General features: G+C 37.6%; 12 protein-coding genes. 10 read left to right on the top strand and 2 right to left on the bottom strand.

The annotated features are described in order from the left end of the window. Positions 1-227 precede the first annotated feature (227 nt). The 4 genes from clpX to yihA all read left to right on the top strand — a co-directional run bounded on the left by clpX (position 228) and on the right by yihA (position 6,373). The gene (clpX, locus tag I6L50_RS28170; RefSeq protein ID WP_000472285.1) at positions 228-1,487 is read left to right on the top strand and encodes an ATP-dependent protease ATP-binding subunit ClpX; all 1,260 of its coding nucleotides are present in this window, start codon (positions 228-230) and stop codon (positions 1,485-1,487) included. Between the two features lie 106 nt (positions 1,488-1,593). Then, positions 1,594-3,264, top strand: coding sequence for an ATP-dependent protease LonB (gene lonB / locus I6L50_RS28165; protein ID WP_002034202.1), 1,671 nt, complete (start codon positions 1,594-1,596; stop codon positions 3,262-3,264). Between the two features lie 185 nt (positions 3,265-3,449). Next, on the top strand, positions 3,450-5,780 hold the full coding sequence (gene lon / locus I6L50_RS28160) for an endopeptidase La (protein WP_219303602.1): 2,331 nt from the start codon (positions 3,450-3,452) through the stop codon (positions 5,778-5,780). Then, positions 5,777-6,373, top strand: coding sequence for a ribosome biogenesis GTP-binding protein YihA/YsxC (gene yihA, locus I6L50_RS28155; RefSeq protein WP_002088829.1), 597 nt, complete (start codon positions 5,777-5,779; stop codon positions 6,371-6,373). The genes lon and yihA overlap by 4 nt, the downstream gene beginning before the upstream one ends. A gap of 34 nt (positions 6,374-6,407) precedes the next feature. On the opposite strand, the gene I6L50_RS28150 is transcribed toward yihA, so the two are convergent. Together I6L50_RS28150 and I6L50_RS28145 are read right to left on the bottom strand one after the other, a co-directional pair. Further along, complete coding sequence (locus tag I6L50_RS28150; protein WP_219303601.1) at positions 6,408-6,824, bottom strand: organic hydroperoxide resistance protein; 417 nt, start codon at positions 6,822-6,824, stop codon at positions 6,408-6,410. Between the two features lie 2 nt (positions 6,825-6,826). Then, positions 6,827-7,279: a MarR family winged helix-turn-helix transcriptional regulator gene (locus I6L50_RS28145; RefSeq protein ID WP_002015350.1), complete on the bottom strand. Its 453-nt coding sequence runs from the start codon at positions 7,277-7,279 to the stop codon at positions 6,827-6,829. A gap of 417 nt (positions 7,280-7,696) precedes the next feature. Between I6L50_RS28145 and hemA the strand changes: the two genes are divergently transcribed. Genes hemA through hemL form a run of 6 tightly spaced genes read left to right on the top strand, consistent with a single transcriptional unit; the run spans position 7,697 to position 13,878 of the window. Continuing rightward, positions 7,697-9,028 carry a glutamyl-tRNA reductase gene (hemA, locus tag I6L50_RS28140; RefSeq protein WP_219303600.1) on the top strand — a complete coding sequence of 444 codons (1,332 nt, stop codon included), beginning with the start codon at positions 7,697-7,699 and terminating at the stop codon, positions 9,026-9,028. Between the two features lie 17 nt (positions 9,029-9,045). Next, positions 9,046-9,879 (top strand): cytochrome c biogenesis protein, encoded by an 834-nt coding sequence (locus tag I6L50_RS28135; protein WP_002015354.1) that lies wholly within the window; start codon positions 9,046-9,048, stop codon positions 9,877-9,879. A gap of 15 nt (positions 9,880-9,894) precedes the next feature. Then, complete coding sequence (gene hemC, locus I6L50_RS28130; protein ID WP_002034194.1) at positions 9,895-10,824, top strand: hydroxymethylbilane synthase; 930 nt, start codon at positions 9,895-9,897, stop codon at positions 10,822-10,824. A 2-nt stretch (positions 10,825-10,826) separates the two neighbouring features. Then, positions 10,827-11,579 (top strand): uroporphyrinogen-III synthase, encoded by a 753-nt coding sequence (gene hemD / locus I6L50_RS28125; protein ID WP_219303599.1) that lies wholly within the window; start codon positions 10,827-10,829, stop codon positions 11,577-11,579. 20 nt (positions 11,580-11,599) lie between these two features. Continuing rightward, positions 11,600-12,589 carry a porphobilinogen synthase gene (hemB, locus tag I6L50_RS28120; RefSeq protein ID WP_002138493.1) on the top strand — a complete coding sequence of 330 codons (990 nt, stop codon included), beginning with the start codon at positions 11,600-11,602 and terminating at the stop codon, positions 12,587-12,589. Continuing rightward, on the top strand, positions 12,589-13,878 hold the full coding sequence (gene hemL / locus I6L50_RS28115) for a glutamate-1-semialdehyde 2,1-aminomutase (RefSeq protein WP_002138492.1): 1,290 nt from the start codon (positions 12,589-12,591) through the stop codon (positions 13,876-13,878). Before hemB ends, hemL begins: the two co-directional genes overlap by 1 nt. The last annotated feature ends 1 nt before the right edge of the window (position 13,879 follow it).

Raw genomic sequence — 13,879 nt, 5'->3', positions numbered from 1 at the left:
TATAAATATAGAAATATATTTATAAAACTTTTCGATGAAGAAGGAAAAGTACCTTTGTAAGTCGAATATACATATTTCAAAAGTTTTAAAATTTTTTTATTTGTACATAACTAGTCATATTATTTGTATTTCTCGCTACGTAGTGACATAATATGTATTTACATACGATACATTTATCGTGTACATACGAAGGCAAGAGGTTAGCACTTTGTAAGGGGTGTGAAAATATGTTTAAATTTAATGATGAAAAAGGTCAATTAAAATGTTCTTTCTGTGGTAAAACACAAACGCAAGTTCGAAAGTTAGTTGCAGGTCCAGGTGTTTACATTTGTGACGAGTGTATCGAGCTTTGTACTGAAATTGTACAAGAGGAGCTTGCGAAGGACGAAGAAGTAGAATTCAAAGATGTACCGAAACCGGTAGAAATTCGTGAAATCTTAGATGAGTATGTCATCGGACAAGATAACGCGAAAAAAGCACTAGCGGTAGCGGTATATAACCATTACAAACGCATTAATTCTAACAGCAAAATTGATGATGTAGAATTAGCGAAGAGTAATATTTCACTTATTGGGCCAACTGGTAGTGGTAAAACATTATTGGCACAAACATTAGCGCGTATTTTAAATGTTCCATTTGCAATCGCGGACGCAACATCTTTAACAGAAGCTGGATACGTTGGGGAAGATGTAGAAAACATCTTACTAAAACTAATTCAAGCGGCTGATTACGATGTAGAAAAAGCGGAAAAAGGAATTATTTATATTGATGAGATTGATAAAGTGGCACGTAAGTCCGAAAATCCATCAATTACACGTGATGTATCTGGTGAAGGTGTACAGCAGGCACTTCTGAAAATTTTAGAAGGTACTGTAGCAAGCGTTCCACCTCAAGGTGGTCGTAAGCACCCGCATCAAGAGTTTATTCAAATTGATACAACGAACATCCTATTCATTTGTGGTGGAGCGTTTGATGGCATCGAGCCTATTATTAAACGTCGCCTTGGTGAGAAAGTAATTGGATTTGGTGCTGAGAAGAAAAATGCTGATGTAAATGAGAAGCATGTTTTATCTCACGTTTTACCAGAGGATCTTTTAAGATTCGGTTTAATTCCGGAGTTTATCGGTCGTCTTCCAGTTATTGCGAACCTAGAGCCGCTTGATGAAGATGCTCTTGTAGATATTTTAACTAAACCGAAAAATGCACTTGTTAAGCAATTCCAAAAATTGTTGGAGCTTGACGATGTTGAGTTAGAGTTTGAAGAAGGTGCACTAGTTGAGATTGCGAAAAAAGCAATTGAACGTAAAACAGGTGCTCGTGGACTTCGTTCTATTATTGAAGGCTTGATGCTTGATGTAATGTTCGAACTTCCATCTCGCAAAGATATCGAGAAGTGTATTCTTACGAAAGAAACAGTAGCTGATAATGAACCACCGAAATTGGTGTTACAAGACGGTACTGTACTTGATACAAAAACATCTGCATAATGCGAAGAAGAAACAGCAATTTTTATAATTGCTGTTTTTCTTTATGTTTAGCACTATTCCTCCCAGGAAATACTAAAAGGTAAAACATAGCGGGAGGAAATGAATTATGAGCTGGACAAATATATTTTTACTTGTTCAACTTGTTTTTGGCGTAATTGTCGGATTGTATTTTTGGCATTTACTTCGAAATCAGCGAACACAAAAAGTTTCAATTGATCGAGAATCAAAAAAAGAATTAGAGCAGCTTCGTAAAATGCGTGAGGTTTCTTTAACAGAGCCGCTTGCGGAAAAGGTACGTCCTACATCTTTTATAGACATTGTAGGGCAAGAAGACGGGATTAAGTCGTTAAAAGCGGCTCTTTGTGGTCCTAATCCGCAACATGTGATCATATACGGTCCGCCAGGTGTCGGAAAGACAGCGGCAGCACGCCTTGTATTAGAAGAAGCGAAACGAAATCCGAAATCTCCATTTCGTACAAATGCAACATTTATCGAACTTGATGCGACGACAGCTAGGTTTGATGAGCGTGGTATTGCGGATCCATTAATTGGTTCAGTGCATGATCCTATTTATCAAGGAGCAGGTGCAATGGGACAAGCGGGTATCCCGCAACCGAAAAAAGGGGCTGTAACAGATGCGCATGGTGGTATTTTGTTCATTGATGAGATTGGTGAATTACATCCAATTCAAATGAATAAAATGCTAAAAGTGTTAGAAGATCGGAAAGTGTTTTTGGAAAGTGCGTATTATAGTGAAGAAAATTCGATGATTCCAACGTATATACATGATATTTTTCAAAAAGGTTTACCGGCAGATTTTCGCTTAGTTGGTGCAACGACACGTTCACCGGAGGAAATTCCTCCTGCAATTAGGTCGCGTTGTTTAGAAGTGTTCTTCCGTGAGTTAGATACAGAAGAAATTCAAAAAGTAGCGAAAAATGCAGCTGACAAAGTGGAGATGCAAGTAGGTGAGAACGGTATCGAAATGATTGGAATGTATGCAAGAAATGGGCGAGAAGCAATTAATCTCGTGCAAATTTCTGCTGGTATGGCGATAAATGAAGAACGACCTTTCATTAAAGATGAAGATATTGAATGGGTTGTTCATTCTAGTCAGCTTACACCAAAGTACGAAAAACGTATTTATCCAATTCCGAGAATCGGTCTTGTGAACGGGCTTGCTGTATATGGGCCGAATACAGGTGCGTTATTAGAAATTGAGGTAACAGCTATTCCTGCGAAAGATAAAGGATCAGTAAATGTCACTGGAATTGTAGAAGAGGAAAGTATTGGAAATCAAACGAAATCGATTCGTCGCAAAAGTATGGCGAAAGGCTCTGTTGATAATGTGTTAACAGTACTTCGTTCTCTAGATGTGTTGCCAGAAGGGTATGATATACATATTAATTTTCCTGGTGGTATCCCGATTGATGGTCCTTCAGCAGGTATTGCTATGGCAACAGGTGTCTATTCAGCAGTGCATCGTACGTATGTGAATAATGAAGTAGCGATGACAGGTGAGATAAGTATCCACGGAGAAGTGAAGCCTATTGGTGGTGTGTACGCAAAAATAAAAGCTGCGAAAAAAGCGGGAGCTAAGAAAGTCATCATTCCGGCTGAAAACATGCAACCATTTTTGTATACAATAAAGGGAATTGAGATCATTCCTGTTCGTAAATTAAAAGAAGTATTTGAATTAACATTTATGCAGGAAAATATGCATCGTGAGCTTGATGCACATAATGATTTGGACGAAACAGATGCACAATCAATGTGAGAATATACAATAATAAAAATTTGCCAGACTTCGTTTAAGTTTGTATGCTTAAGCGGAGTCTTTTTTCTTTTCGTGAGGCACAAAAAAACAAGGGATTAACAATTGCGAAGAATCTCTGCAATTGCATCTAGATGTATTGTAATATAAAATAGTTGAACAGGAGTTTAATTTATTATGGAGGTGCTATGTCTAGTATGAATACGAATGAAAGAATTGTGCCCCTCCTACCATTAAGAGGCATTCTCGTATATCCAACGATGGTTCTGCATCTTGATGTAGGACGTGATAAATCGATACAAGCACTAGAGCAGGCGGCAATGGATGAAAATATCATCTTTTTAGCAATGCAAAAAGAAATGAATATCGACGATCCGAAAGAAGATGACATATATAGTGTAGGTACAGTGGCGAAAGTGAAGCAAATGTTAAAATTGCCGAACGGTACGCTTCGTGTCCTTGTAGAAGGTTTACATAGAGCAGAAGTAGTAGAGTTTATCGAAGAAGAAAATATAGTGCAAGTTTCTATTAAAACGGTAACGGAAGAAGTAGAAGATGATTTAGAAGAGAAGGCTCTTATGCGTACGTTACTGGAGCATTTCGAACAATATATTAAAGTTTCGAAAAAAGTTTCAAATGAAACATTTGCAACGGTAGCTGATGTAGAAGAACCGGGAAGACTAGCTGATTTAATTGCTTCTCACTTACCGATTAAAACGAAGCAGAAACAAGAGATTTTAGAGATTGTATCTGTGAAAGAACGACTACATACACTTATTTCAATTATTCAAGATGAACAAGAGTTACTTAGCCTAGAAAAGAAAATTGGACAAAAAGTGAAACGTTCAATGGAGCGCACGCAAAAAGAATATTTCTTACGTGAGCAAATGAAGGCAATTCAAACTGAACTTGGTGATAAAGAAGGTAAGGGCGGGGAAGTTGAAGAACTTCGTGAGAAAATTGAACAGTCGGGAATGCCTGAAGAAACAATGCAGGCTGCACTGAAAGAATTAGATCGTTATGAAAAATTACCTGTAAGTTCTGCTGAGAGTGGTGTCATTCGTAATTATATTGATTGGTTATTAGCTCTCCCATGGACAACAGCAACAGAGGATATGATTGACCTCGCTCATTCGGAAGAAATTTTAAATAAAGATCATTACGGTCTTGAAAAAGTGAAAGAGCGAGTACTTGAATATTTAGCTGTACAGAAGTTAACGAATTCATTAAAAGGACCAATTCTTTGTCTAGTAGGACCTCCTGGGGTTGGGAAAACTTCGTTAGCACGTTCTATTGCAACATCGTTAAATCGTAATTTTGTACGTGTTTCTCTTGGTGGTGTGCGTGATGAATCTGAAATTCGTGGTCACCGTCGTACATATGTAGGAGCGATGCCAGGACGTATTATTCAAGGTATGAAAAAGGCGAAAACAGTTAATCCAGTCTTCTTATTAGATGAGATTGATAAAATGTCTAACGATTTCAGGGGAGACCCATCAGCGGCGTTACTTGAAGTGTTAGATCCAGAACAAAACCATAACTTCAGTGATCATTACATTGAAGAGCCATATGATTTATCGAAAGTTATGTTCGTTGCAACTGCTAATACACTTGCAAGTGTTCCGGGCCCATTGCTTGACCGTATGGAAATCATTTCAATTGCTGGTTATACAGAACTTGAAAAGGTGCATATTGCTCGTGAGCATTTATTGCCGAAACAATTAAAAGAGCACGGTTTGCGAAAAGGTAATTTGCAAGTACGTGATGAAGCGCTTCTTGAAATTATTCGTTATTATACACGCGAGGCTGGTGTTCGTACGTTAGAGCGTCAAATTGCAAAAGTTTGCCGTAAAGCAGCAAAAATTATCGTTACAGCAGAACGCAAGCGCATTGTTGTAACAGAGAAAAATATTGTTGATTTACTTGGTAAGCATATATTCCGTTATGGTCAAGCTGAAAAAACAGACCAAGTTGGTATGGCAACAGGTTTAGCTTACACAGCAGCGGGCGGCGATACACTTGCAATTGAAGTGTCTGTAGCGCCAGGAAAAGGGAAATTAATTTTAACAGGGAAACTTGGGGATGTTATGAAAGAATCCGCACAAGCCGCGTTTAGCTATATTCGTTCTCGTGCAGAAGAACTTCATATTGATCCGGATTTCCATGAGAAAAACGATATTCATATTCATGTTCCAGAAGGAGCAGTTCCAAAAGATGGACCGTCAGCAGGTATTACGATGGCAACGGCACTTATTTCTGCACTAACAGGTATTCCTGTAAGTAAAGAAGTTGGTATGACAGGTGAAATTACACTTCGTGGTCGTGTATTACCGATTGGTGGTTTGAAAGAAAAAACATTAAGTGCTCACCGCGCGGGATTAACAAAAATTATTTTACCGGCGGAAAATGAGAAAGATTTAGATGATATTCCAGAGAGCGTAAAAGAAAACCTTACGTTTGTGCTTGCATCTCATTTAGACGAAGTATTGGAGCACGCATTAGTAGGAGTGAAACAATGAAAGTAACAAAAGCAGATATTGTAATTAGTGCCGTTAAACCGGAACAATATCCAGACAGTGATTTACCAGAAATCGCCTTAGCAGGTCGTTCTAATGTCGGGAAGTCTTCCTTTATTAATAAAATTTTAAATCGTAAAAAGTTAGTACGTATTTCTTCTAAACCAGGAAAAACGCAAACGCTGAACTTTTTCTTAATCAATGAAATGATGCATTTTGTTGACGTTCCAGGTTATGGATATGCGAAAGTATCTAAAACAGAGCGCGCGGCATGGGGCAGAATGATTGAGACTTACTTTACAACACGTACGCAATTAGACGCAGCTGTATTAGTAGTTGATTTACGTCACCAACCAACAAAAGATGACATTATGATGTATGATTTCTTAAAGCATTATGAAATCCCAACAATTATTATTGCAACGAAAGCCGATAAAATTCCGAAAGGGAAATGGCAAAAGCATTTAAAAGTTGTAAAAGAAACGCTTGCTGTTGAAATTGGCGATGAAATCGTTCTATTCTCTTCTGAAACAGGACTTGGAAAAGAAGAAGCATGGAAAGCAATTCATAAAATGACAAAAACAAAAAACGCGTGACGAATGTCGCGCGTTTTTTTTATTCACTAAACTTTTAGCGTACGTTTAATGTAACTTCAATATTTCCTCTTGTTGCTTTAGAGTAAGGACATACACCGTGAGCGGCTTCTACAAGTTCTTGTGCTTCGGCATGAGAAACACCAGCAACATGTACGTCAAGTACAGCAGATAGTCCGAAACCACCATCTGTATCTTTACCGATAGAAACGTGTGCAGTCACTTCTGTACTTTCCACCTTCATACGTTTTGTACGAATTACAAGTTGCAATGCACTATCAAAGCAAGCCGCATAACCAGCTGCAAATAATTGTTCTGGATTTGTTGCTTCTCCGCCTGCGCCACCTAGTGCTTTTGGCATTTTTACATCAAGATTTAATATGCCATCATCTGAAACTACCTTACCGTTTCTTCCACCTGTTGCTGTTACTAAAGCAGTATATAATTTATCCATGTTTATTCCCCTTTTCTGTCATTAATTTTTTTCATTGTTTCAATTAATGTGTTTAATTGGATTAATAAAGAATGATATTCTTGCTCTGTAATTCCTAAATTTGTAGCCATCGTTGTTGGTAATGAACAAGCTATTTCTTTTAAATCTTTACCTTGTTCTGTTAATTCAATACAAACTTTTCGCTCGTCTTCTTTTGAACGAACACGTTGTACAAGTTTTAATGATTCCATCCGTTTTAACATAGGTGTTAAAGTACCAGAATCTAAAAATAGACGTTCTCCAATTTCTTTCACTGTTAGTCCGTCTTGTTCCCAGAGTACGAGTAAAGTAATGTACTGGGGATACGTAATGCCCATTTCTTCTAAATAGGGGCGGTAAAAGCGGGTAACCTCTCTAGAACAAGCGTAAATAGAAAAACAAAGTTGGTTATCTAGATGCAAAGGATTTTCTTTCATAGGCAACTCCTTGTATTTTTAAGTTGTGCACAACTTAATTTTGTAAAACCAATATAACGAAAAAGAAATACAATGTCAAATGCATTGCATCGAGAAAGTGAGTACTATATTTTGGAACAATCATACATATTTTCCTTCATGATGAAAGAAGATAGAAAAGATGATGTTATAATTAATATGGAATAGTTTCCATCACTTGATTATGAGGACTTTTTTTGGTAACGTACAAATAGAGTTATTATTTTATAATTATTATAAAGTAGAAAGTTCTTTATTAATCTTACTGAAGCTCCTTTATTACATATGGAGAATAAATAAAAAATAATCAGTTGTTCACACGATTGTCAGATTCATAAGAGGAAAGTTGTATTATGATAGTAGATAAAGTGATAAAACGGGTGAAGGGGGACATGCTGCGTGCATATTCTTGTTGTTAGTGTAAATTATCGAACAGCCCCTGTAGAATTTCGTGAGAAACTCACATTTCAGGCAGCAGAGCTAGAGCAAGCAATGACTACATTACAAAACCAAAAGAGCGTGCTAGAAAATGTCATTGTATCAACTTGTAATCGCACTGAGATTTACGCTGTTGTCGATCAATTACACACGGGACGGTATTACATTAAGAAGTTTTTAGCTGATTGGTTTCAGCTTGAAATAGAAGAAGTCGCACCATACTTGTCTATTTTTGAACAAGATGGCGCAATAGATCATTTATTCCGCGTAACATGCGGTTTAGATTCTATGGTTGTTGGAGAGACGCAAATTTTAGGTCAAATAAAAGATAGCTTTTTAGAAGCACAACAAGTAAAAGCGACAGGTACAATTTTTAATGAGTTGTTTAAGCAAGTGGTTACGTTAGCAAAACGTGCGCACTCAGAAACAACGATTGGTGAAAGTGCGATGTCTGTTAGTTATGCTGCTGTTGAGCTCGGAAAGAAAATATTTGGCGATTTAACAGATTGTCATGTACTTATTCTTGGTGCGGGTAAGATGGGTGAACTTGCACTGCAAAACTTATATGGAAGTGGAGCTCGTAAAGTAACGGTTATGAATAGGACGCTTACGAAAGCGGAAGTGATGGCTGAGAAATATATGGGACATGCAAAGCCTTTAAGTGAATTGCAATGTGCATTATTAGAAGCGGATATTTTAATTAGTTCAACGGGTGCGTCAGAATATGTCATTACGAAAGAAATGATGACAAAAGTAGAGAGAATGCGCTCTGGTCGTCCGTTATTTATGGTTGATATTGCAGTACCACGTGATATTGATCCGGCGATTGATGAATTAGAAGGCTCTTTCTTATATGATATCGACGATCTGCAAGGTGTAGTTGAAGCAAACCGTGCTGAACGTTTAAAAGAAGCAGAGAAAATTCAATTTATGATTGAAGAAGAAATGGTTTTATTTAAAACGTGGTTAAGTACGCTTGGTGTTGTACCGTTAATATCAGCTCTTCGTGATAAAGCGCTAGCAATTCAAAGTGATACGATGGAAAGTCTTGAGCGAAAAATACCAAACCTTAGTGATCGTGAGAAAAAAGTAATTAGTAAACATACGAAAAGTATTATTAACCAATTGTTAAAAGACCCAATTTTAGTAGCTAAAGAATTAGCTGTTGAAGAGGGAGCTGGCGAAAAATTAGCTTTATTTGCGAAGATTTTTGATTTAGAAGTGGAAGAAGCGGGAAGTACGGAAGAAGTAGAACATAAAAGAGCGTGGACACCATCCGTTCCATCTTTATAACTTGGAAGGATGATCGGATGAGTTTTTTAAATAACAGTATTATTTATCATATTGCAATTATTTTATATGCTTGTAGCATTAGTTTATATTTTATAGATTATTTCCAAAGTAACCGAAAGGCGAACCGCTTTGCTTTTTGGTTACTTTCGATTGTATGGGTTCTGCAGTCTATCTTTATGTTGCTTAGGGCTACAGATTCAGAAACGAATCCTATTTTAACTTTATTATCAGGGATTTATTTTTATGTTTGGTTATTGATTACGATGTCATTAGTCATTAATCGATTTATGCGTATTGACTTTTTAGTCTTTTTTACAAATGTTGTAGCATTTGGCGTAAGCGCTTTTTCTATTTTTACACCGCTCGGGAAGATGTCGCCAGTACTTGCAGAGCAACTAGTTTCAGAACTTGTATACGTGCATGTCGGTATGGCGATTATTTCTTATGCAACGTTTACGGTATCGTTTATTTTTTCTATTATGTATTTATTGCAATACCGACTATTAAAAAAGAAAAAGTGGAATGCGAGATTAAGAAGATTAGGAAATTTGCCGAAGCTTGAATCTATGTCTTACGGATTAAATTTATTTTCTGTTCCGTTTTTCTTATTAGCAATTATATTAGGATGCATATGGGGATATACAAAATTGGATAATTTCCATTGGTATGATACGAAAGTAATTGGGTCTTTTGTCGTTCTATTTGTATATTGCGTGGGCTTATATTTACGAGCAGCAGATGTGTTGCAAGGTAAGAAAATTGTGCAGTGGAATATCGGGGCATTTCTCGTAATGCTAGTTAACATTTTTCTATTAAGCAGTTTATCTAATTTCCACTTTTGGTATTTATAATGAGGAGAGAGAATTATGCGCAAAATTATTGTAGGTTCACGAAAGAGTAAACTAGCATTAACACAAACTAATTGGTTTATTGATCAATTAAAAGCGCTTGGTTTACCATATGAATTTGAAGTGAAAGAAATCGTCACAAAAGGTGATGTTATTTTAGATGTTACTCTTTCAAAAGTAGGCGGAAAAGGTTTATTTGTAAAGGAAATTGAACATGCGTTACTTACGAAAGAAATTGATATGGCTGTACATAGTATGAAAGATATGCCAGCTGTACTTCCAGATGGATTAACGATTGGTTGTACGCCAAAGCGCGTTGACCCTCGTGATGCTTTTATTTCTAAAAACGGAGAATCGTTTAAAGACTTAGCAGAAGGCGCGATCTTAGGAACGAGTAGTTTGAGACGTAGTGCACAACTACTAGCTGCGAGACCCGATTTACAAGTGAAATGGATTCGCGGGAATATCGATACACGCTTACGTAAGTTAAAAGATGAAGATTACGATGCAATTATTTTAGCGACAGCTGGATTACAGAGAATGGGCTGGGACGGAGAAGTTATTACAGAACATTTAGATGAAACGTTATGTGTACCAGCCGTAGGACAAGGTGCATTAGCGATTGAATGTCGTGAGGATGATACGGATTTACTTCAGTTGTTAGCGCATATTAATGATGCAGTAACAGAAAGAACAGTGGCTGCTGAACGAGTATTTCTTCATAAACTTGAAGGTGGATGCCAAGTTCCAATCGCTGGATATGCAACTCTTAAAGAAAATGATGCAATCGAATTAACAGCGCTTGTCGGTTCTATGGACGGTTCTGTTTTATTGAAAGAGATAGTAGTAGGCAATGATCCGAAGCAAGTTGGATTAGAGGCTGCGGACCGTTTAATTAAACAAGGAGCAAAAGAGCTCATCCTTGCTGCAAATAAGGAGCAACAATAAATATGAACGCTCTCGCTGGCAAAACAGTATTGATTACACGTGCCCAGCACCAAGCGAAACAAATGAGTGTAGCAGTGAAAGAAAGGAGCGGAATTCCATTGGAAATTCCGCTTTTGCGTATGGAAGGTACGTCTCATAGGCAAATTCAACGTATAACAAGGCAGCTACATTCGTATGACTGGGTTATTTTCACGAGTAAAAATGGTGTAGCTTTTTTTCTAGATGGTTTAGAAACAAAAATACCATTAACTATTAAAATCGCTGCGGTAGGCGTGAAAACAAAATTAGAGTTAGAAAAAAGGGGCTATCAAGTTCATTTTGTTCCGACCTCGTTTGTTGCAGAAACATTTGCCGAAGAGTTTCTAAAAGAATTAAGTGGAAACGAGCGTATTTTATTTCCGAAAGGGAATTTAGCAAGAGATGTAATCCCGGTTAAACTTAGGGAGTTTGGTGTTTTTCTAGATGAGCTAATTGTATATGGTACGAAGGTGAATGTAGAGAAAAAACAAGAACTTATAACAGCATTGAAATTAGGAGAAGTAAATATTATTACATTTACGAGCCCTTCAACTGTTGATAGTTTTGTTCGTTTACTTGAGGGTACAAACTGGAGAGAATGGACGAAAAAATGTACAATTGCTTGTATAGGGCCTATTACGGAAAAAGAGGCGAACCTCTATTTTTCACATGTTATTGTGCCAAAAGAGTACACTGTAGAAGCATTACTGCAATGCATTTGTGAATCTATAAAATAAAAGAATGGGGATAGAAATCTATGAATTCTTTACAATTTAATCGTCATCGTCGTTTAAGACAAAGCGGGGGCATGCGTGCGCTTGTACGTGAAACATTTTTACATACAGAAGATTTTATTTACCCTATTTTTGTATTAGAAGGAGAAAATATTCGTAATGAAGTTCCTTCTATGCCAGGCGTATATCAAATGTCTTTAGATTTATTGCAAGCTGAAATGCAAGAGGTCGTTGATTTAGGTATTCGTTCTGTTATTGTATTTGGTTTACCTGCTGAAAAGGACGAAGTTGGATCATCGGCATATTGTGAGCATGGAATTGTACAGCGTGCAATTAAGCAAATTAAAGATGAGTTCCCAGAGCTAGTGGTAGTTGCAGATACATGTTTATGTCAATTTACAAGCCATGGTCATTGCGGTGTTATTGAAGATGGCGTTATTTTAAATGATGAGTCTCTTGCAGCTCTTGCAAAAACAGCTGTAAGTCAAGCGAAAGCAGGGGCGGACATTATTGCACCATCTAACATGATGGACGGATTCGTAACGGCGATTCGCCATGCATTAGATGAAAATGGTTTCGCGCACGTACCAGTTATGTCGTACGCTGTGAAATATTCATCAGCATTTTACGGACCGTTCCGTGATGCAGCACATGGTGCACCGCAGTTTGGTGACCGTAAAACATATCAAATGGACCCAGCGAACCGTATGGAAGCATTCCGTGAAGCAGAATCAGATGTAATGGAAGGGGCCGACTTCTTAATTGTAAAGCCAGCTCTTTCTTATCTAGATATCGTTCGTGATGTGAAAAATAACTTTAACTTACCAGTCGTTGCTTATAACGTAAGTGGTGAATATTCGATGATTAAAGCAGCAGCACAAAATGGTTGGATTAATGAAAAAGAAGTTGTACTTGAGAAATTAATTAGCATGAAACGCGCAGGAGCAGACTTGATTATTACGTATCATGCAAAAGATGCAGCAAGATGGTTACAAGAAGGAGGCGCTAAATAATGAAAAAATTTGATAAGTCGATTGCGGCGTTTGAAGAGGCTCAAAATTTAATGCCTGGAGGCGTAAACAGCCCTGTTCGTGCTTTTAAGTCTGTTGGTATGAATCCGCTGTTTATGGAGCGCGGAAAAGGCTCTAAAGTATATGATATCGATGGGAATGAATACATCGATTACGTATTATCGTGGGGGCCTTTAATTCATGGTCATGCGAATGATCGTGTTGTTGAGGCTTTAAAAGCTGTTGCTGAAAAAGGAACAAGCTTTGGTGCACCAACAGAAATTGAAAATAAATTAGCGCAGCTTGTTATTGAGCGTGTACCATCAATTGAGATTGTGCGTATGGTTAACTCTGGAACAGAGGCGACAATGAGTGCACTACGTTTAGCTCGTGGTTACACTGGACGTAACAAAATTTTGAAATTCATTGGTTGTTATCACGGTCATGGTGATTCTTTATTGATTAAAGCAGGTTCGGGTGTAGCAACGCTAGGTTTACCAGATAGCCCTGGTGTACCAGAAGGTGTAGCGAAAAATACGATTACAGTAGCGTATAACGATTTAGAAAGTGTAAAATATGCTTTCGAACAATTCGGTGATGACATCGCTTGTATAATTGTAGAACCAGTGGCAGGGAATATGGGTGTTGTTCCCCCGCAACCAGGGTTTTTAGAAGGACTTCGTGAAGTGACAGAGCAAAACGGTGCACTACTTATTTTTGATGAAGTAATGACAGGATTCCGTGTTGCTTATAATTGTGGACAAGGTTATTACGGTGTAACTCCTGACTTAACTTGTTTAGGTAAAGTAATCGGTGGTGGCTTGCCGGTAGGAGCATACGGTGGGAAGGCAGAGATTATGCGTCAAGTTGCACCAAGCGGACCGATTTACCAAGCTGGAACATTATCGGGTAATCCACTTGCAATGACAGCAGGTTATGAAACGTTAGTGCAGTTAACGCCAGAATCATATGTGGAATTTGAGCGTAAAGCAGAAATATTAGAGGCTGGACTACGTAAGGCAGCTGAAAAGCATAATATCCCGCATCACATTAATCGTGCAGGTTCTATGATTGGTATTTTCTTTACGGATGAGCAAGTTATTAATTATGATGCAGCAAAATCGTCAAACTTAGAATTCTTTGCAGCTTACTATCGTGAAATGGTAGAACAAGGTGTATTTTTACCACCTTCTCAATTTGAAGGTTTATTCTTATCGACAGCACATAGTGATGCAGATATTGAGGCGACAATTGCAGCGGCCGAAATTGCAATGTCAAAATTAAAAGCATAAT

Source organism: Bacillus sp. FDAARGOS_1420, assembly GCF_019344915.1.
GTDB lineage: Bacteria > Bacillota > Bacilli > Bacillales > Bacillaceae_G > Bacillus_A > Bacillus_A mycoides.
This window is presented reverse-complemented; position numbering and strand designations above follow the sequence as displayed.